Source organism: Blastococcus sp. TF02A-30, assembly GCF_003319185.1.
Taxonomy (GTDB): Bacteria; Actinomycetota; Actinomycetes; order Mycobacteriales; family Geodermatophilaceae; genus Blastococcus.
In genome coordinates this window covers 352,195-370,043 of the sequence record NZ_QOHJ01000003.1, presented here as the reverse complement: position 1 = coordinate 370,043, position 17,849 = coordinate 352,195, and the positions used below count along the sequence as shown (strand labels likewise).

At 75.7% G+C, this 17,849-nt stretch carries 16 protein-coding genes; 10 read left to right on the top strand and 6 right to left on the bottom strand.

All coding sequences use genetic code 11. From position 1 onward, the window contains the following. Nucleotides 1-86 precede the first annotated feature (86 nt). A complete protein-coding gene (locus DQ241_RS09015; protein WP_113829828.1) occupies nt 87-1,049 on the top strand; it encodes a universal stress protein in 963 nt (320 codons plus the stop codon). A gap of 13 nt (nt 1,050-1,062) precedes the next feature. On the opposite strand, the gene DQ241_RS09010 is transcribed toward DQ241_RS09015, so the two are convergent. Both DQ241_RS09010 and DQ241_RS09005 read right to left on the bottom strand, forming a co-directional pair. Further along, nucleotides 1,063-2,409, bottom strand: coding sequence for a WS/DGAT domain-containing protein (locus DQ241_RS09010; protein WP_113829827.1), 1,347 nt, complete (start codon nt 2,407-2,409; stop codon nt 1,063-1,065). 56 nt (nt 2,410-2,465) lie between these two features. Next, nucleotides 2,466-2,942: a proteasome activator gene (locus DQ241_RS09005; protein ID WP_113829826.1), complete on the bottom strand. Its 477-nt coding sequence runs from the start codon at nt 2,940-2,942 to the stop codon at nt 2,466-2,468. Between the two features lie 186 nt (nt 2,943-3,128). Between DQ241_RS09005 and DQ241_RS09000 the strand changes: the two genes are divergently transcribed. From DQ241_RS09000 to DQ241_RS08990, 3 genes are read left to right on the top strand one after another with little or no spacing between them, the layout of a single operon-like run. After that, the gene (locus tag DQ241_RS09000; protein ID WP_304554640.1) at nt 3,129-3,716 is read left to right on the top strand and encodes a hypothetical protein; all 588 of its coding nucleotides are present in this window, start codon (nt 3,129-3,131) and stop codon (nt 3,714-3,716) included. A gap of 19 nt (nt 3,717-3,735) precedes the next feature. Then, complete coding sequence (locus DQ241_RS08995; protein ID WP_113829825.1) at nt 3,736-4,401, top strand: maleylpyruvate isomerase N-terminal domain-containing protein; 666 nt, start codon at nt 3,736-3,738, stop codon at nt 4,399-4,401. A 43-nt stretch (nt 4,402-4,444) separates the two neighbouring features. Further along, entirely contained in the window at nt 4,445-5,695 is a 1,251-nt protein-coding gene (locus DQ241_RS08990) for a geranylgeranyl reductase family protein (protein WP_113829824.1), read from the top strand. Between the two features lie 3 nt (nt 5,696-5,698). Here DQ241_RS08990 and DQ241_RS08985 read toward each other — a convergent pair whose 3' ends face one another. Then, nucleotides 5,699-6,514, bottom strand: a complete 816-nt coding sequence (locus tag DQ241_RS08985; protein ID WP_113829823.1) for a hemolysin III family protein — start codon at nt 6,512-6,514, stop codon at nt 5,699-5,701. Between the two features lie 115 nt (nt 6,515-6,629). Between DQ241_RS08985 and DQ241_RS08980 the strand changes: the two genes are divergently transcribed. The 6 genes from DQ241_RS08980 to DQ241_RS08955 all read left to right on the top strand — a co-directional run bounded on the left by DQ241_RS08980 (nt 6,630) and on the right by DQ241_RS08955 (nt 12,305). Continuing rightward, nucleotides 6,630-7,412 carry an isoprenyl transferase gene (locus DQ241_RS08980; RefSeq protein ID WP_113829822.1) on the top strand — a complete coding sequence of 261 codons (783 nt, stop codon included), beginning with the start codon at nt 6,630-6,632 and terminating at the stop codon, nt 7,410-7,412. Nucleotides 7,413-7,435: 23 nt separating this feature from the next. Then, a complete protein-coding gene (locus tag DQ241_RS08975; RefSeq protein WP_113829821.1) occupies nt 7,436-8,653 on the top strand; it encodes a DUF885 domain-containing protein in 1,218 nt (405 codons plus the stop codon). 4 nt (nt 8,654-8,657) lie between these two features. Continuing rightward, nucleotides 8,658-8,945 carry a hypothetical protein gene (locus DQ241_RS08970; RefSeq protein WP_113829820.1) on the top strand — a complete coding sequence of 96 codons (288 nt, stop codon included), beginning with the start codon at nt 8,658-8,660 and terminating at the stop codon, nt 8,943-8,945. 59 nt (nt 8,946-9,004) lie between these two features. Next, nucleotides 9,005-9,988, top strand: coding sequence for an ATP-binding cassette domain-containing protein (locus DQ241_RS08965; protein WP_113829972.1), 984 nt, complete (start codon nt 9,005-9,007; stop codon nt 9,986-9,988). Next, nucleotides 9,988-10,746, top strand: a complete 759-nt coding sequence (locus DQ241_RS08960) for an ABC transporter permease (protein WP_113829819.1) — start codon at nt 9,988-9,990, stop codon at nt 10,744-10,746. Before DQ241_RS08965 ends, DQ241_RS08960 begins: the two co-directional genes overlap by 1 nt. A 263-nt stretch (nt 10,747-11,009) precedes the next feature. After that, the gene (locus tag DQ241_RS08955; protein ID WP_113829818.1) at nt 11,010-12,305 is read left to right on the top strand and encodes a PhoH family protein; all 1,296 of its coding nucleotides are present in this window, start codon (nt 11,010-11,012) and stop codon (nt 12,303-12,305) included. Nucleotides 12,306-12,614: 309 nt separating this feature from the next. On the opposite strand, the gene DQ241_RS08950 is transcribed toward DQ241_RS08955, so the two are convergent. The 3 genes from DQ241_RS08950 to flhA are packed head-to-tail and all read right to left on the bottom strand — an operon-like array spanning nt 12,615 to nt 17,774. Beyond that, complete coding sequence (locus tag DQ241_RS08950) at nt 12,615-12,875, bottom strand: hypothetical protein (protein ID WP_113829817.1); 261 nt, start codon at nt 12,873-12,875, stop codon at nt 12,615-12,617. Next, complete coding sequence (locus DQ241_RS08945) at nt 12,872-15,760, bottom strand: hypothetical protein (RefSeq protein ID WP_113829816.1); 2,889 nt, start codon at nt 15,758-15,760, stop codon at nt 12,872-12,874. The genes DQ241_RS08950 and DQ241_RS08945 overlap by 4 nt, the downstream gene beginning before the upstream one ends. Then, on the bottom strand, nt 15,741-17,774 hold the full coding sequence (gene flhA / locus DQ241_RS08940) for a flagellar biosynthesis protein FlhA (protein WP_113829971.1): 2,034 nt from the start codon (nt 17,772-17,774) through the stop codon (nt 15,741-15,743). The genes DQ241_RS08945 and flhA overlap by 20 nt, the downstream gene beginning before the upstream one ends. Between the last annotated feature and the right edge of the window lie 75 nt (nt 17,775-17,849).

The window sequence follows — 17,849 nt, the reverse complement described above, 5'->3', positions numbered from 1 at the left end:
CGGGTCCTCGGTCCGATGGCGCGCCCGCCCCGTCCCGCCATGGTCGGGGGGCACCCTCGCGGGAGGGGCGGCTGGAGGTCGGGCAGATGGCCGGGGAGCAGGGGCAGGGCAACGGGGCCAGGTCACCGCGGCGACGCATCGTCGTCGGCGTCGACCGCTCGCCGGGCAGCCGCCGGGCGCTGCGGCACGCCGTCGCTGAGGCGCTCCGGCGCGGCGCCGACGTGGAGGTGATCGCCACCTTCTCCGCGGCCCTGCCGTGGACCAGCGGCTCCCTGGTGCCCGATCCGGAGCGGCTGCACCGCGAGACGCTGGCCCGCACCGAGGACTTCGTGGCCGCGGTGGGCGCGGAGCTGGCCACGGTTCCGGCGATCACGGTGGACGTCGTGGAGGGCCCCGCGGCGGACGTGCTCCTGCAGCGGGCCGCGGGGGCCGAGCTCCTGGTCGTCGGGCGGCACGGGCACGGTGCCGTGCGCACCGCGCTGATCGGGTCGGTGGCGCTGCGCTGCCTCGGGCACGCCGCCGGACCGGTCGAGGTGGTGCCCCTCGAGGACGCCGCCGCCCCCACGGGCGCGGTACCGCGCGTCGTCGTCGGCGTCGACGGGTCCCCGGAGTCACGTGCCGCGCTGGCGACGGCCGTCCAGGAGGCCGGCCGGCTCGGCGCCGAGGTCGACGTCGTGGCCGTCTGCGAGGGCAGCGGCGAGTGGAACGACCTGGCGACGACGGTGGTGCCCAGCTACGCCGGTGTGCGCGCCGACGTGCAGCGGGGGGCCGCCGCCATGGTGGAGGCCGTGCTGGCCGGCGTGGAGCGGCCGGTGCGGGCGCGCATCGACGTCGTCGACGGGTCGCCGTCCGACGTCCTGGTGGAGCGGGCGCGCGGCGCCGCGCTGCTCGTGCTGGGCAACCACGGCCGCAGCGGGCTGGGTGGCCGCTTCCTCGGCTCGGTGGCCCTGCGCTGCGCCGTGGCGGCGCCGTGCCCCGTCCTGCTGGTCCCGGCGCGCGAGCGGGCGCCGCAGGAGGGGCGGGCGGCCCACCCGGTCGACGCGGCCTGACCCGGCGCGGCGGTCAGGGTCGGTCCGCGCACCCGGCCACCGCCTCGGCCACCTCCTCCTGGAACGCCGCGACCAGGGCGTCGACGTCGGGCACCACCGCGCAGTCGGCCCCGAAGCCCACGGTCACCGAGCCCGCGTAGCTGAAGACGGTGACCGTGAGCGCCTGCCGGTCGCTGGTCGGCGCCCACCCGACCACCCCGGCGACCGGGGCGCCGGCCAGGGACATCGGGGCGCGCGGGCCGGGCACGTTCGTCAGCACCCCGACCGCCTTGCCGCCGAGCCACCGGGTGACCGCCCCGCCGACCAGCGCCGGCGAGCGGGTCAGCGCGTCGCTGAGGCCCAGGGTCAGCACCGGCTCCCACGAGTCGCGGATCCGCCGGATCCGCCGGTGCACCACCGCGAGCCGGTCGGGGAAGGACCGCGGGCCCACCGGCAGCGGCACGAGGACGAGGGCGAAGTGGTTGCCGAGCTGCTCCGGTGGCTGCGGCGCGGGAGCGGCCAGGTTGACCGGCACCATCCAGGCCACGTCGTCGTCACCGGTGCTCAGGCGCGGGCCGTGCGGTGAGCGAGCCAGGTAGCGCGCCAGGGCGCCCGCCACCAGCGCGGTGCAGACGTCGTTGACCGTCGTCCCCGTGCGCCGCCCGATGCCGGCGACCACCTCGAGGGGGACCGGATCGCCCCAGGCGGCGGACTTCGCCGCGCGCGGCCGTCCCTCCAGGGCGGTCCGCGGGTTGGACCACAGCCCGATGGTCAGCAGGGCCAGCCCGGTGTTCAGGGCGGTGAGCACCGGGGCCGCGGGGCCGGTGGCCCGGTGCGCGGGACGGACCCGCCCCACCCGCGCGGTGAACCGGGGCGCTTCGCCGTCCAGGGGGTCGAGCAGCCCGAGCATGACCTCGGTGGACCTGATCCCGTCGGCGATCGAGTGGTGGAACCGGGTCACGAGCGCGCTGCCCCCCGCGTACCCCTGCAGCAGGTGCATGCGCCACATGGGGTGCTGCGGCTCCAGCGGGATGCCCCGCTGCTCGCCCACGAACTCCGCCAGTGCCCGTCGGTCGCCGCCGTCGGGTGCCGGGCGGACCAGCAGGTGGCGGTCGAGGGTGAAGTCGGGGTCCTCCACCCACCGGCCGCGGCGGAGCGGGCCGCCGTGCAGGACCGGCCGCTGGCGGAACACCGGGAACCGGTCCACCATCCGCTCCCGGACGACGGCGCGCAGCCGGTCGGGGTCCACCTCCTCGCTGGTCCACATCAGCGAGGTGACGACCATGAGGTTCTCCGGGCGGTCCAGCTCCAGCCAGAAGGCGTCCTCCGGGCGCATCGGGCGGCCGTGCGGTGCCGCGGGACGGTCGTCGTCCGGGGTCATGGTCGTGCTCCTCCGCGGGCTGCCCGGACGCCGCGGTCCGGGTCGTGGACGGGTGCTCAGAGGTAGAGACCCTCGGCGTCCGGCAGGTCGGGCGGCAGCTCCTGCCGGCGCAGGCCTGCGAGCCCGGCGCCGGCGCCGGCCTGCTGCAGCGACAGCGCCAGCTGGATGCCGTGGAACACGCCCTCCAGCCAGCCGATGAGCTGGGCCTGGGCGATCCGCAGCTCGGCCACCGTCGGCGCGCCGTCGTCGGGGAGGGGGAACGTCATGCGGTCCAGCTCCGCGCCGAGCTCCGGGGGCAGGGCGGCCTGCAGCTCGCGCAGCGACGCCAGGTGGATGGAGCGCAGCCGCGCCCGGGCCGCCCCGTCCAGCGGACCGTCACGGACCTCGCGCAGCAGGTGGCGGGTCATCGCTCCGATCCGCACCAGGGTGGCGGGCTCCGCCGGCAGCTCGCCCGGCTGGGCGCCCGGTGGGACGGCGCCGGGGTCGGGCGGCGCGGCCGGGCGTGGGGCAGAGGTGGTCGACAGGTCCGGCATCCGCCCTCCTCCCTCAGGGGCCTGGGCGCCCAGCCTGGGCCGGGGCGGGCCGTCGGGTCAGTGCCGACAGCCCCGGTCGCGCCGGGACCCACGTCCCGCGCCGTTCCGCCGGGAGCGAAAGCCCCCCGCGGCGGGCAGCACGCGCTTACCGTGCAACCACGTAATCAAGCGGCTGGGGAGGTCGTCGTGCACGGGTACCAGCGTTTCGCCGAGATGCAGTTCGGTGCCGGTCGGGGTCGCGGGCGCGGTCGGGGCGCGGACGCCCCGCCGCCGGTCGACCGGGAGGAGGTGGCCGGGTGGTTCGCCGGCCGGTTGCCCGATGCGTGGTTCACCGGCCCCGTGGAGATCACCGTGGACCGGGACGAGATCACGGTCGTCGGCACGCTGGCCGAGCCCGACGCGGGCGCCGGTGACGCCGACGCCGCCCGGGCGGGCCGGATCGAGCGGTTCCGCGAGGAGACGCGGCGGGAGCGCATGGCCGTCGCCGACGCCGCGCAGCAGCGCTACGGCCGCTCGGTCGCCTGGGGGGCGGTCTGCGGCGGCACCCGCCAGCTGTTCACCCACGCCTCGGTGCCGGTCATGACCCGGCTCCGCCAGCCCGAGCGGCTGGTGCTCGACACCCTCGTCGACGCCGGCGTGGCCCGGTCCCGTTCCGACGCCCTGGCGTGGGCGGTGCGGCTGGTCGGCCGGCACACCGACGAGTGGCTGACCGAGCTCCGGAACGCGATGGCCGCGGTCGAGGAGGTCCGCGGACGGGGGCCGCAGGCGGGCTGATCTCTGCCACGCTGCGCTCGTGACCGCACCGCTGGAACTGCTGCGCACCGCGTACGGCGACCTGACCGGGACGCTCCACGACGTGGCCCGGGAGGGCGACCAGTGGGCGCCGACCGGTTGCCGCGGGTGGACCGTGCACGACCTCGGCTTCCACCTGCTCGGTGACACCCGGCGGGCGCTGGTGGCCCTCAACACCCCGGCGCCCGGGCCGGCCGATCGTGATGCCGCCACCTACTGGGCCGGGTGGCAGCCGCCCCAGCCCGGCGACGACGACGCGCTGCGGCGCACCCGGGTCGTCGCCAGCACCGCCCTCGGCTTCCCCGAGCTGGTCGAGGCGTACGCCGAGGCCGCCGCGGCGGTTCTCGTGGCGGCCGGCCGGGTCCCGGCGGGGGAGCTGGTTCGCACGCAGGGCTGGGTGATGGAGGTCGACGCGGTGCTCTCCACGCTCGTGGTCGAGGCCGCCGTCCACCACCTGGACCTGGTCGCCCGGCTGGACCGTTCGGGGCCGTCGGCCGGGCCGTTGGCGGAGGTCCGGCGAATCCTGGCGGAGCTGGCCGGCGGCCCGCTCCCGGCCCGGTGGGACGACGTCACCGCCGCCCGCCGCGGGACCGGTCGGGAGGCGCTGACCAGCACCGACCGCGCCGAACTGGGCGAGCGGGCCGACGTCTTCCCGCTGTTCGGCTGAGCGGGTGCGCGACCCGTCGCCGCCACCAGGGACACTGGGCGGCGTGCCAGCCAGCGCCGCGCCGTCCGCCACCGACGTCCTCGTGGTCGGAGCCGGCCCGGCCGGCTCGGCGGCCGCCGCCTGGGCCGCGCGGGCGGGGCGGGACGTCGTCCTGGCCGACGCCGCCGTCTTCCCGCGCGACAAGACGTGCGGTGACGGGCTGACGCCGCGCGCGATCGCCGAGCTGGACCACCTCGGTCTGGGCGACTGGGCGCGGTCCAAGGCCCGCAACCGGGGCCTGCGCGCGGCGGGGTTCGGCCGCGAGTGGCAGCTGCCCTGGCCCGGTGGCGCCTTCCCCGACCACGGCAGCGCGGTGCCGCGCACCGAGCTCGACGACCGGATCCGCCGGGTCGCGGTGGACTCCGGCGCCGTGCCGGTCGACGGCGCCCGGGCGGTGGACGTGGTCCGCGACGGGGACCGGGTGCGCGGCGTCGTCTTCGAGGACGGCGACGGCGCGACGAGGACGGTCACCTGCGAGCGGCTGGTGGTCGCCGACGGGGTGCGCTCCCCGCTCGGCCGGGTCCTGGGCCGCGAGTGGCACCGCGACACCGCCTACGGCGTCGCCGCCCGCGGGTACGTCGCGTCGGGCCGCAGCGACGACGAGTGGATCTCCTCGCACCTGGAGCTGCGCGGCGTCGACGGCGAGCTGCTGTCCGGCTACGGCTGGATCTTCCCGCTGGGCGCCGAGGCCGGTGAGGTCAACATCGGGGTCGGCACCCTGGCCACCTCCCGCCGGCCGGCCGGGGTGCAGCTCAAGGCCCTGCTGGAGAGCTACACCGACGCCCGTCGCGAGGAGTGGCGGCTGGACGGCGCGGTGCGCCTGCCGGCCTCGGCGCTGCTGCCCATGGGCGGCGCGGTCTCGGGCGTGGCCGGCCGCAACTGGGCGCTGATCGGTGACGCCGCCGGCTGCGTCAACCCGCTCAACGGCGAGGGCATCGACTACGGGCTCGAGACCGGGCGCTCGATCGCCGGCCTGCTCGACGAGGCGGACTGGTCGGCGGCGTGGCCGGCGACGCTGCGCCGGCACTACGGCGAGGCGTTCTCCATCGCCCGCCGGCTGGCCGGGCTGCTCACCGTGCCCCGCTTCCTGCCGGCCGCCGGCCCGGTCGGCATGCGCGTGCGGCCGCTCATGACGGTGGCGCTGCGCGTGATGGGCAACCTGGTCACCGACGCGGACCGCGACGTCGTCGCGCGGCTCTGGCGGACCGCCGGCCGGCTGTCGGTGAGGCTGGACGACCGCCCGCCGTTCAGCTGACCGTTAGTTGAAGGGCGAGTTGTACATCGCGAAGTAGACCGCGATGTAGTGGCAGATCGCCGCGACGACAGTCATGGCGTGGAAGACCTCGTGGTAGCCGAACGTGCCCGGCCACGGGTTGGGCTTCTTGACGCCGTACGCGACGCCGCCCAGCGTGTAGAGGACGCCGCCGGTGGCCAGCAGCACCAGCGAGGCCACCCCGGCGAAGTGCAGGATGTCGGTGAGCACGAAGACCGCGACCCAGCCCAGGCCGATGTAGAGCGGCACGCCCACCCAGCGGGGCGCCGTCGGCCAGGTCATCTTCAGCGTCACGCCGCACAGCGCGCCGATCCAGACCACCGCGAGCACCCAGAACCCGGTCACCTGGTCGACGGCGAGCAGGGCGAAGGGCGTGTAGGTGCCCGCGATGAACAGGAAGATCATCGAGTGGTCGAGCCGCTTCATGATCTTCCAGCCGCGCGGTGACCAGCGCCGCCGGTGGTAGAGCGCGCTGACGCCGAACAGCCCGCAGATCGTGAGGCAGTAGACGGTCACCGACAGGCCGGCCCGGGCGCTCTCCACGTAGGCCAGCGGGATCAGGACCGCCCCGGCGACGATCGCGCCGAAGAACGAGAACAGGTGCAGCCAGCCGCGCATGCGGGGCCGGGTGTCGGGGTGGTTCCAGTCGCTGTCGCCGAAGTCCTCGGCGGTCCACTCGCGCTCGACCCGCTCGCCCTCGGCGAGGACGGCGGTGCGCGCCTGGTCGCGCGGCGCCTCCAGCTCGGCGCTGTCGGCCTCCACCCGGACGGGTTCGTGCTCGGTCGGGGAGGGGTGGCTCATGGTCCGAGGTTACGGAGCCGTAGGTCCGGCGTCATGCCGGCACCCTTTGAGCTTGCTGCCAACCTCCTCGCGGGGGTGCCTGCCGGGGCACCGGCAGGGGCCTAGGGTGACCTGCGTGGGAGTGCGCCAGACCGTCCGGGACGCGCTCACCCGGGTCTACGAGCGCCGGCTGGCCCGCGCGCTGGTGGGGGCCGACGTGCCCCGCCACGTCGGCGTGATCATGGACGGCAACCGCCGCTGGGCGCGCTCGATCGGCCTCGAGGACGTCGCCCACGGCCACCGTCGCGGTGCCGACAAGATCCGCGACCTGCTGGCCTGGTGCGACGACGCCGGTGTCCAGGTGGTCACGCTCTTCATGCTCTCCACGGACAACCTGAGCAACCGTCCCGAGGCCGAGGTCAGCGCGCTGCTGCGGATCATCGAGGACGTCGCCGTCGACCTGTCCGCCCCCGGCCGGCGCTGGAAGGTCCGGCAGATGGGCGCGCCGGAGGTGCTCCCCCCGGAGACCGTCGCGGTGCTGAAGCGGGCGGAGGAGGACACCTGCGACCGGCCCGGGGCCACGGTCAACCTCGCCGTCGGCTACGGCGGGCGGCGGGAGATCGCCGACGCCGTCCGCTCGCTGCTGGCCGAGCACGCCGAGCGGGGCACCCCGCTCGAGGCGCTGGTGGAGCAGCTCGACGTCGAGCACATCGCCGAGCACCTCTACACCCGCGGCCAGCCCGACCCGGACCTGGTCATCCGGACCAGCGGCGAGCAGCGCATGTCGGGCTTCCTGCTGTGGCAGACGGCCAACGCCGAGTTCCACTTCACCGACGTCTACTGGCCGGACTTCCGCCGGATCGACTTCCTGCGCGCGCTGCGCGACTACTCCGCCCGGCACCGCCGCTTCGGCGAGTGACGACGGGCTGCGAGACTGCCCGCATGAGCGCCGGAGCCCTCGACGTCCCGCTGGAGTACGTGCGCCTCGGGCTGCGCTTCGACCGGGTGGAGAGCGGCTTCGTCGACGCCTACACCGGCGACCCCCGGCTGCGCGCCGAGGTGGAGAGCGAGCCCGCCCCGACCCCGCAGCAGCTGCGCGACCGGGCGCGGGCGCTGCTGGCCGAGCTCGACGCCGCCGGCCTGCCGACCGACCGGGCCGCCTTCCTGCGCGGCCAGCTGACCGGGCTGGAGTGCAGCGCCCGCAAGCTCGGGGGAGAGCCGGTCGGGTTCGTCGAGGAGGTCCGCAGCTACTTCCAGGTGGACGTCGAGCTCGGGGACGAGGCGGTCTACGCCGCGGCCCACGCGGAGCTGGACGCGCTGCTGCCAGGGGATGGGACGCTGGCCGACCGGTACGCCGCGCACCGCCGTCGCGAGGAGTGCCCCCCGGCGCGGCTGGAGTCCGCCGTGCACGCCCTGTCCAGCGCGCTGCGCGACCGGGTCCGCGGGCAGTACGGCCTGCCCGAGGTCGAGACCGTGCGGTACGAGGTCGTCACCGACAAGCCCTGGTCGGGGTTCAACTACTACGAGGGCGACTACTGCTCGCGCGTGGCGATCAACGCCGACCTCCCGCACCGGCTCTCCCAGCTGCCGCACCTGGTGGCCCACGAGTCCTACCCGGGCCACCACACCGAGCACTGCCGCAAGGAGCGCGGGCTGGTCGAGCGCGCGGCCCGGCTGGAGCACACGGTCTTCCTGGTCAACACCCCGGAGTGCCTGATGGCCGAGGGGCTGGCCGACCTCGGCGTCCAGGCGTCGATCGGCGCGGGCTGGGGTCCGTGGGCCGAGGACATCCTCGGCGACCTGGGGCTGCGCTTCGACGGGCACCTGGCCGAGCGGGTCGCCGCCGCGGCCGCGCCGCTCAACCGGGTCCGCCAGGACGCGGCGATCCTGCTGCACGACCGGGGAGCCGACGTCGACGAGGTGAGCGCGTTCCTGCAGCGGTGGTCGCTGGTGACCGCCGACCGGGCCCGCCAGCAGATCCGCTTCCTCACCGATCCGCTGTGGCGGGCCTACACCTCCACCTACGTCGAGGGCTACGACCTGCTCTCCCGGTGGCTGGACGCCCGGCCGGACGCGCAGCCGGTGGCCGACCGGTTCGTCCGGCTCCTCGACGAGCCGCTGACCCCCGCGGCGGTCGCCGCCGAGCTCGCCGCGGGCTGACCTCGTGAGCCGCCGCGACCCCCGCTCCGCCCGCCTGCTCGGGCTGTGGACGGCCGGCTGCCTGTTCGTCCTCCTGCTGGCCGGCGTCCTCCGGCTCGGTGACCTGTCGCTGCAGTGGCCGGTGCTGCTCGTGCCGGTGCTCTGGGCGCTCGTCGCGCTGCGCCCGCGGCGGCGCGCGGCCCGGGAGTACGACAGGTGGGGCGACGAGGACGGGTGGGAGCCGATCCCGCCGTCGGTCCGCACGGACACCGTCGAGCGGCCCGCCGTCCCGCCGCGCGATCCCTGGCGCTGAGCTGCGCCCACGGTGAAACCGGTCGCCCGGCGTCGGTGCCGTTCGCCATGCTGACCGGCGTGATCCACGCCCGCGGGTTGGCCCGCACGTTCCGGAAGCGCAAGCAGGAGGTGCACGCCGTCGTCGGGGTGGACCTCGACGTCGAGCCGGGGGAGATCGTCGGCTTCCTCGGCCCCAACGGCGCCGGCAAGACCACGACCCTCCGGATGCTCACCACGCTCCTCGAGCCGACGGCCGGGGAGGCCACCGTCGCAGGCTGCGACCTGCGCACCGACCCCGTCGGCGTGCGCCGGCGCATCGGCTACGTCTCGCAGAGCGGCTCCACCGCCCCCGAGGCCCGGGCGGGCGAGGAGGTCGTCGACCACGCCCGGCTCTACGGGATGAGCACCGCCGAGGCCGTCGAGCGCGGGCAGCAGCTGTTCCGCGAGCTCGACCTCGACGGCCTGTGGGAGCGCCAGCCCAAGGCGATGTCCGGCGGTCAGCGGCGCCGGCTCGACATCGCCGTCGGGCTCATCCACGTCCCGGAGCTGGTCTTCCTCGACGAGCCCACCACCGGGCTGGACCCGCAGGCCCGCGCCAACCTGTGGGAGCACATCCGCGGGCTGCGCGAGGAGCGGGGGACGACGGTCTTCCTCACCACCCACTACCTCGACGAGGCCGACGCGCTGTGCGACCGGATCCTCGTCATCGACCACGGCGCGATCGTGGCCGAGGGGACCCCGGACCAGCTCAAGTCGCAGGTCGGCGGCGACGTCCTCACGGTGACCGCCGCCGACGTCGCCTCGGTACCGGCCGTCGCCCGGCTGGTCGGCGCGCTCCCGGGGGCGGAGCCGCCGCAGGTGGTCGACGACCGCGTCGTCGGGCGGGTGCCGCACGGTGGCGCGGCGCTGGTCGAGCTGGTGCGCGCGCTGGACCGCGAGGGCGTGGCGATCAGCGGCATCGAGAGCCGCCGGCCCAGCCTCGACGACGTCTTCCTGTCCCTGACCGGCCGCTCGCTGCGCGACGCCGGTGCGCCCGCCCCGGCCGTGGAGGTGCCGGCCTGATGCCCACGCTGCTGCGCGACACGTACACGGTCTTCGCCCGATCGATGCGCCTGTCGCTGCGCAACCCCGCCTGGCTGGTGATCAGCCTGATGCAGCCGGTGCTCTACATCCTGCTGTTCGGGCCGCTGCTGGAGCCGCTGTCCGGCCAGCTCGGCTCCGGCAACGCCTACCAGATCTTCGTGCCCGGCATCCTCGTGCAGCTGGGCATCTTCGGAGCGCTGTTCGTCGGCTTCGGGCTGATCGCCGAGTACCGGGCCGGCGTCATCGAGAGCCAGCGGGTCACCCCCGCCAGCCGCACCGCGCTGCTGCTCGGGCGGGTGCTGCGCGACGTCGTCGTCCTGCTGGTCCAGGGGACGCTGCTGGTGCTGGTCTCGATCCCGCTGGGGCTGCGCGCGCCGTTGGCCGGCGTCGTCCTCACCCTCGTGGTGATCGCCCTGCTGGGCGCGGCGTTCGCCTCCGTGTCCTACGCCCTGGCGCTCACGCTGAAGAGCGAGGACGCCTTCGCGCCGCTGCTCAACGCCTTCGTGCTCCCGGTCCTGCTCCTGTCGGGCATCCTGCTGCCGATGTCGCTGGCGCCGGGGTGGCTGCAGGCGGTCAGCGACGTGAACCCGCTCAAGCACGTCGTGGAGGGCGCCCGCCAGTTCTTCGTCGGCGGCTACGGCACCTCCACGGCCTGGTGGGGCGTGGCCATGACGCTGCTGCTCGCGGTGCTGGGCTGGTTCTTCGGGGTGCGGCGTTTCCGGCGCGAGTCCAGCTGAGGGGTGGCTGCGCACCGGTGGTGCCGGTGTGGCCCGCGGTACCCCGTCGGGTGAACTTCGGGTTGCACGGCGTGGTGCGGCCGCGCTCTTGTCACCGGTCGGGCCTACCGTCCGCGGTGAGCGACGAGTCGTCCTCGTCGCTCACGGGAGGCCCGGTTGGTGCTGACGAGTTCGTCGACCAGGGGGGCCGGTGCCCGGCCTCTGCGCCGGGGCCCGGCCACCTTCGAGAAGGGGCGCGCCGCGCGCCCCGACGGGAGTCGACCGTGACCACTCGCCGCACGTTCGTCATCGACACCTCCGTCCTGCTCTCCGACCCCGGTGCGCTGCTGCGCTTCGGCGACTCCGACGTGGTGCTCCCGCTCGTCGTGATCGGGGAGCTGGAGGACAAGCGCAACCACCCGGAGCTGGGCTGGTTCGCGCGCTCGGCACTGCGCATCCTGGACGACCTGCGCGTCCGGCACGGCCGGCTCGACGCCCCGGTCCCGATCGGCGAGGACGGCGGCACGCTGCACGTCGAGCTCAACCACAGCGACCCCTCGGTGCTGCCGGCCGGCTTCCGCAACGACAGCAACGACTCGCGGATCATGGTCGTGGCGCTCAACCTGCGGTCCGAGGGCCGCGACGTCTGCCTGATCACCAAGGACGTGCCGCTGCGCGTCAAGGCGGCGGCGGTGGGGCTGGAGACCGACGAGTACCGCGTGCACGACGCGGTCGACGCCGGCTGGACGGGCATGGCCGAGCTGTCGGTCGAGGACGACGAGGTCGACCGGCTGTACGACGACGGCGAGGTCTACCTGCCCGCGGCCGCCGAGATGCCGGCCCACACCGGGCTGGTGCTGCTGTCCTCGCGCGGCTCGGCGCTGGGCCGGGTGACGCCGGACAAGCAGGTGCACCTGGTGCGCGGTGACCGCGAGGCGTTCGGGCTGCACGGCCGGTCGGCCGAGCAGCGGGTGGCGCTGGACCTGCTGCTCGACCCCGACATCGGGATCGTGTCGCTGGGTGGGCGGGCCGGCACCGGCAAGTCGGCGCTGGCGCTGTGCGCGGGCCTGGAGTCGGTGATGGAGCGCCGGGCGCACAAGAAGGTGGTCATCTTCCGGCCGCTCTACGCGGTCGGCGGGCAGGAGCTGGGCTACCTGCCCGGCAGCGAGGGCGACAAGATGTCCCCCTGGGCGCAGGCGGTGTACGACACCCTCGGGGCGCTGGTCTCCCCGGCGGTGCTCGACGAGATCGCCGACCGCGGGCTCATCGAGGTGCTGCCCCTGACCCACATCCGCGGCCGGTCGCTGCACGACTCGTTCGTGATCGTCGACGAGGCGCAGTCGCTGGAGCGCGGGGTGCTGCTCACCGTGCTGTCGCGGCTGGGCTCGGGCTCGCGGGTGGTGCTCACCCACGACGTGGCCCAGCGGGACAACCTCCGCGTCGGCCGGCACGACGGCATCGCCGCGGTGGTGGAGTCGCTCAAGGGCCACCCGCTGTTCGCGCACATCACGCTGACCCGTTCCGAGCGCTCGCCGATCGCGGCGCTGGTCACCGAGATGCTCGAGGACCTGCCCCTCTGACCGTGCCGGCGCGGCTCCCGGGGTGTCGTTCGCGCTCCCGCGGTCCAGCAGGACACCGTTGGCGCGAGGAACACCCCGGGAGCGGCTCACCGGCCGCCCCGGGCCGGCGCGCGACGGATCCGGGCGGCCGGCCGGTGGCCGGCGCTCAGGTCCGGCCATGTCCAGCGGGCGACCCCCCGCCCTCGTCCCGCACGGCGTCCTCGCGCGGCTTCTCCGCGAGGACGGCATCGCCGGGCACCGCCGCCTGGTGGCTCACCACGGCGCTGCGTCGCAGGCCGGCGAGCATCGCGCGGCCTCGTGGAGCCGGGATCAGGCCGCGGGGGGTTCCTCCCGCGGCTCCGCGGCCAGTCCGACCGGCTTCTTCGCCGACCCCTTCGCGGAGCCCTTCGCCGGCGCGGGCGGGGTGGCGGCGGCGCGCACGAGCACCACCGCCACCCACGCCGCCAGCAGGCACCACGGCAGGCGGGTGGTCACCTCGTCCGCGCTGAGGTCGCCCCGCATCCCGAGCGCGAGCACGGGCAGGGACAGCACGAACCCGAGGGCGAGCACCTCCCAGCGCAGCGGGTTCATGCCGGTGCTGTCTCCAGCCGCTCGCACAGCAGCGAGGCCCAGCGGTGCGGCGTCGCCCGGAGCCCGTCGACCACGGCCACCGGGGCGGCCAGCCGCGCCAGGACCGCGGCCGGGTCGGCCGAGAGGTCGGTGTCCTGGACGACGAGCGCGTCGACCCGGGCCAGGCCGTCGATCCAGTGCTCGACGTCCTCGGGCTTGCGGGTGGCCTCGACCAGGGCCCACACGGCGACCGGCGACCAGACGGCGAGCATCTGGGCCATCCAGTAGGCGTCGGTGCGCAGCGGCGCGTCGACGGCGACGATCGTGACCGTCCCGGCGGCCGCGGCCTCGGCCCGGCGGGCTATCGCGGCGTCGATCGTGCTCATCCGGCTGGCCTCCGGCACGAGGCCGGCCAGGTCGCCGCGGGTGGCCCACTGCACCCGGTCGGGGTCCAGCCGCAGGCTCGCGGCCAGCGAGCGGGCGGCGCGCAGGGTCTCGACCCCGGGGCCGACGATGAACAGCACCTCGCCGGCGCCCGACGGCAGCTCCGGGGCCTCCGGTAGGCGGGTGCCGAGGGCGCGGGTCAGCGCGGCGTACGTGCCGCCGGCCGCGACGTCGTCGGCGAAGGTCGGGCCGAGCAGGTCGGCCGGGACACCGAGCTCGGTGAGCCGGGCGAGCACCTCGTCCGGCGTGCTCGGCGGGTCGATCTTCACGCGGGCGGGCGTCCGAGGGGGGAGCACCGGCAGCACCGGCTCCTCGACGGTCGGGGCGTCGGCCTCGATGAGGTCGGCGAGGTCGGCCAGCTCCGGCATGTCGGGCGTCTCGGGGGTCGCCATGAGCGGGGCGACCGGCAGCCGGGTGACCGTGGCCAGCTCGGCCGACGGGGCCGGGGCGGGTGCGGGCTCGGTGCCGCGCGGGGCGGCACCTGCCGACGGACGGGCCGGCGGCACCGGCGGCCGGCCGCTCCGCGGCGGCACCGGGGGGAGGCCGCGCCCGCGCGACGGGGCACCCGGCAGCAGGGACAGCGGCGGCATGACGGTCGTGGCGTCCATGGAGAGCGGTGCCGGGTCGCTGGCCGTGCGGGCCAGCGGGGCAGCCAGCTCCACGGGCTCCTCGAGCGCCGGCTCCTCGGCCGGCTCCGCGGCGTCCCCCGCCTCGGCGACCTCGACGGCGGGCACGGCGGTGGCCTCGACGGCCGGGGCCTCCTCGACGGCGGGGATGTCGACGGCGGGGACCCCGACGGCCGGGACCTCGACGGCCGGGATGTCCTCGACCGGGAGCTCGGCCACGGGGGCCTCCTCGACCGGGGCCTCCTCGGCCACGGGGACCTCCTCGGCCCGGGCCTCCTCGAGCACCGGCTGGGCGGCGGCGGGCTCTCCCAGCACGACCTCGGCCCAGATCGGGGCATCGGCCCGGGCGACGGGCACGTCGGCCGGCTCCTCCGCCAGGGGAGCCGACGACGTCGACGCCGTCGGCTCGCCCCACAGGGCCACGGGGGCCGAAGCCACCGGCCCCCAGTCCAGGGTGATCGGCGCGGGGGCCGGCGCGAGGGCCGGCTCGGGGGCCGGGACCTCGAGGACGGCGACCGGCTGCTCGGCGAGCGCCGGCGACGGCTCCGGCTCGACGATCGCGGGCTCCGGCTCGGCCAGCGCGGCCTGCGGCGAGTCGCCGGCGACGACCTTGCGGAGGATGCCGGCCAGTGCCTCGTCGGAGTGCCCCTCGGCGAGCGCGGCGCGCAGCATCTCGGCGATGGCCTCCTCGCGGGACGCGGGGGTCTCCTCGGCCGGGACCGGGGCCGGGGCGGCCTCGGGGAGGCCGACCGGCTCCTCGCGGAACGTGCTGATCTCCTCGCGGAAGCTGCTGATCTCCTCGTGGAAGCCGACGACCTCCGGGTCGGCGGCCCAGGAGACCGCCTCCTCGGGACGGTCGAGCGACGTGGAGGGCGGCGCGATGACCTGATCTCCCACCGTTTCCTCCTCCTGGGGCGCCACGACCGGCGCGCCCGATGGTTCAGCTGCGGGTCCGGGCCAGGTCGGCCGGGACCCCGTGTCCTCGACGGGGGGAGCCGCCGCGGCGGGCGGCTCGAGCGCGACGCGCACGGCGTGCTGCACGTCCTTGTCGCCGGCGACCATCCGCGCCAGGGCGGCGGTGAACGGCGACGGCGCGGCGGCCGGCTCGCCGCCGGCGGGGGAGGGCTCGTCGGCCACGTCGTCGCGGCGCACGACCTCGTCCCGCGTGGTGCGGGTGAAGGCGGCGCGGGTGACGCCCGGGCGGCCCTTGGCCGCGGGGGACGGCGTGGAGGACCGGCCCGCCGGGGCCGGGTCGGCGCCGAGCAGACCGGCCAGCTCGTCCAGGCGCTCCTCGTCGGCCGGTCGGACGGCGGCCCGACCGGCCGTCGAGGCCTCGAGCAGCGCGGCGAACGAGGGCGCGCCCGGCTCGCCGGCGCGCAGCGCCTCCGCCGCGCGGAAGGTCTCGGCGACACGGGCGGCGCGAGCGGCCAGCGGCTCCGGGTCGCGTGCCGGTGGGGCGGCCTCGGCCGGCCGGGACGTCCGGGCCGGCCGGGACGCCTCGGCCGCCCACGCGGCGGCCCCGTTGCGCGGCGGCGCGGCCACGCGCGCGCGGGCCTGCGCGGCCGAGGCCAGGGGGGAGCCGAAGGCGGCCGGCAGCGAGCCGGTGTCCGGCTCCTCGGTCAGCGCACCGGCCGGCCGCGAGGGAACCGGGGCGCCGGGCCGGAAGCCCTGGTCGGGAGCCACCTCGGCGACGTAGCGCTCGGTGGCGAAGAACCCCAGCACGCCGCCCGAGCGCACCCGGCGGACGCCGACCACGCGCGCGGAGGGCCCGAACTGCTCGCGCGCCGCGGCGATCGCGTCGTCGCGCGTCGCGGCCTCAACGGATCGCAACGGCACCGCTCACAACTCCCAGCGATTCGATCTGCGCTGTCCGGGACACCTCGGTGTAGGAGATCACCGGAAGCCGGGGGAGGACCTGGCGCATGAGGCGCGCCAGGGCGGCGCGGACCTGCGGGGAGCACACCAGGACAGGGGAGAGGCCCTGCTGCTCGGCCTCCTGCAGGAGACCGCCGCAGCCGGCCACGAGGGCGTCGACGGACCCGGCGTCCAGGGCCAGGACCGCCCCGACGTCGCTCTGCCGCAGCGACTCCAGCAGCCGCTGCTCGAAACCCGGCTCGAGGGTGAACACGTGCAACCGCTCGTCGGGCGTCACGTACGGGTGGCTGATCGCCGGGCCGAGTGCGGAGCGGGCTGCCTCGACCAGACCGTCGAGATCGGTCGACTGCTTCGCACGCACAGAGAGTGCCTCGAAGATGCGCACCAGGTCCCGGATCGACACACCCTCTTCGAGCAACGCGTGCAACACGCGTTGCACCTCTCCCAGGGTGAGCAGGGCGGGGGTCAGCTCCTCGACGACGACCGGGTGCGTGCGCCGGACCATCTCCACCAGCAGGCGCACGTCCTCGCGGCCGAGCAGGTCGGCGGCGTTCTGCCGGACGACCTCGGCCAGGTGCGTGGTGATGACCGAGGAGCGGTCGACGACGGTGGCGCCGGCCATCTCCGCGGCCCGCTGCAGCTCGGTCGGCACCCACTTCGCGGCCAGCCCGAAGACCGGCTCGCGGGTGACCTTGCCGGGGAGCCCGTCGAGGTTGTCGCCGATGGCGAGCACGGTCCCGGCCGGCGAGCTGCCCTTCGCCGCGGGCACGCCGTTGAGCCAGATGACGTACTGGGACGCCGGCAGGTCCAGGTTGTCCCGCGTGCGGACGAGAGGGATGACCAGGCCCGTCTCCATCGCGACCTTCCGGCGCAGCGCCTTGACCCGGTCGAGCAGGTCACCGCCGCGCGAGGTGTCGACCAGCTCCACCAGGTCGAAGGCGACCTCGAGCTCCAGCGGGTCGACCCGCATCTTCTCGGCGATGGCCTCGGGGGAGTCCGGCTGCGGCTCCAGCTCGGCGCCCGCCGCCGCGCCGGCGTCGTCGTCGACCTCCGGCTCGTCGGTGAGGCGGGTGGAGAGGAAGAGGAACAGCGCGCCGACGAGCAGGAACGGCAGCTTCGGCAGGCCCGGGATCAGGCACAGGGCGAGCGCGGCGCCACCGGCGATGCGCACCGGCTGCTTGAACCGGCCGAGCTGGGCGATGAGGTCGGTGCCCATGTCGCCCTCGGTGGCCGACCGGGTCACGATGATGCCGGTCGCCGTCGACATCAGCAGCGCCGGGATCATCGACACCAGGCCGTCGCCGACGGTCAGCAGCGAGTAGGTCGACACCGCCTCGGCGGGGGCCAGGCCGCGCTGCATGACGCCGATCGCGAACCCGCCGATGAGGTTCACCAGCGTCACGATGATGCCGGCGATCGCGTCGCCCTTGACGAACTTAGACGCACCGTCCATCGAGCCGTAGAAGTCGGCCTCGGCGGTGACCTCGTTGCGGCGCTTGCGCGCCTGGTCCTCGTTGATCAGGCCGGCGTTCAGGTCGGCGTCGATGGCCATCTGCTTGCCGGGCATGGCGTCGAGGGTGAAGCGGGCCCCGACCTCGGCGACGCGGCCGGCGCCGTTGGTGATCACCACGAACTGCACCACGGTCAGGATCACGAAGATGACCAGGCCGACGACCAGCGAGCCGGCGATCACGATGTGGCCGAAGGCCTCGATCACCTTGCCGGCGTAGCCGTCGGTGAGCACCAGGCGGGTCGAGGAGACGTTGAGCGCCAGCCGGAACAGCGTGGCGATGAGCAGCAGCGAGGGGAAGACCGCGAAGTCCAGCGGCTTCCTGATCTGCATGGCGACCAGCAGGATCAGCAGCGAGAGAGCGAGGTTCAGCCCGATCAGCAGGTCCATGAGGGCGGCCGGCAGCGGCACGACCAGCATGAGCACGATGGCGACGACCCCGATGGGGACGGCCGCCTTGAGCATGCCCTTCACGAGTCGCCCCGCGAGGTCGGCGCCGGTCCCTGGTCCACGGATCCCTCATCGGCAGCCGCGGGCCCG

What these genes read in the sequence shown, in the direction of transcription:
- flhA (WP_113829971.1), bottom strand. Translation starts at nt 17,774, where the DNA reads ATGCTCAAGGCGGCCGTCCCCATCGGGGTCGTCGCCATCGTGCTCATG.
- DQ241_RS09010 (WP_113829827.1), bottom strand. Translation starts at nt 2,409, where the DNA reads ATGACCCCGGACGACGACCGTCCCGCGGCACCGCACGGCCGCCCGATG.
- DQ241_RS09005 (WP_113829826.1), bottom strand. Translation starts at nt 2,942, where the DNA reads ATGCCGGACCTGTCGACCACCTCTGCCCCACGCCCGGCCGCGCCGCCC.
- DQ241_RS08950 (WP_113829817.1), bottom strand. Translation starts at nt 12,875, where the DNA reads ATGAACCCGCTGCGCTGGGAGGTGCTCGCCCTCGGGTTCGTGCTGTCC.
- DQ241_RS09015 (WP_113829828.1), top strand. Translation starts at nt 87, where the DNA reads ATGGCCGGGGAGCAGGGGCAGGGCAACGGGGCCAGGTCACCGCGGCGA.
- DQ241_RS08960 (WP_113829819.1), top strand. Translation starts at nt 9,988, where the DNA reads ATGCCCACGCTGCTGCGCGACACGTACACGGTCTTCGCCCGATCGATG.
- DQ241_RS08985 (WP_113829823.1), bottom strand. Translation starts at nt 6,514, where the DNA reads ATGAGCCACCCCTCCCCGACCGAGCACGAACCCGTCCGGGTGGAGGCC.
- DQ241_RS08975 (WP_113829821.1), top strand. Translation starts at nt 7,436, where the DNA reads ATGAGCGCCGGAGCCCTCGACGTCCCGCTGGAGTACGTGCGCCTCGGG.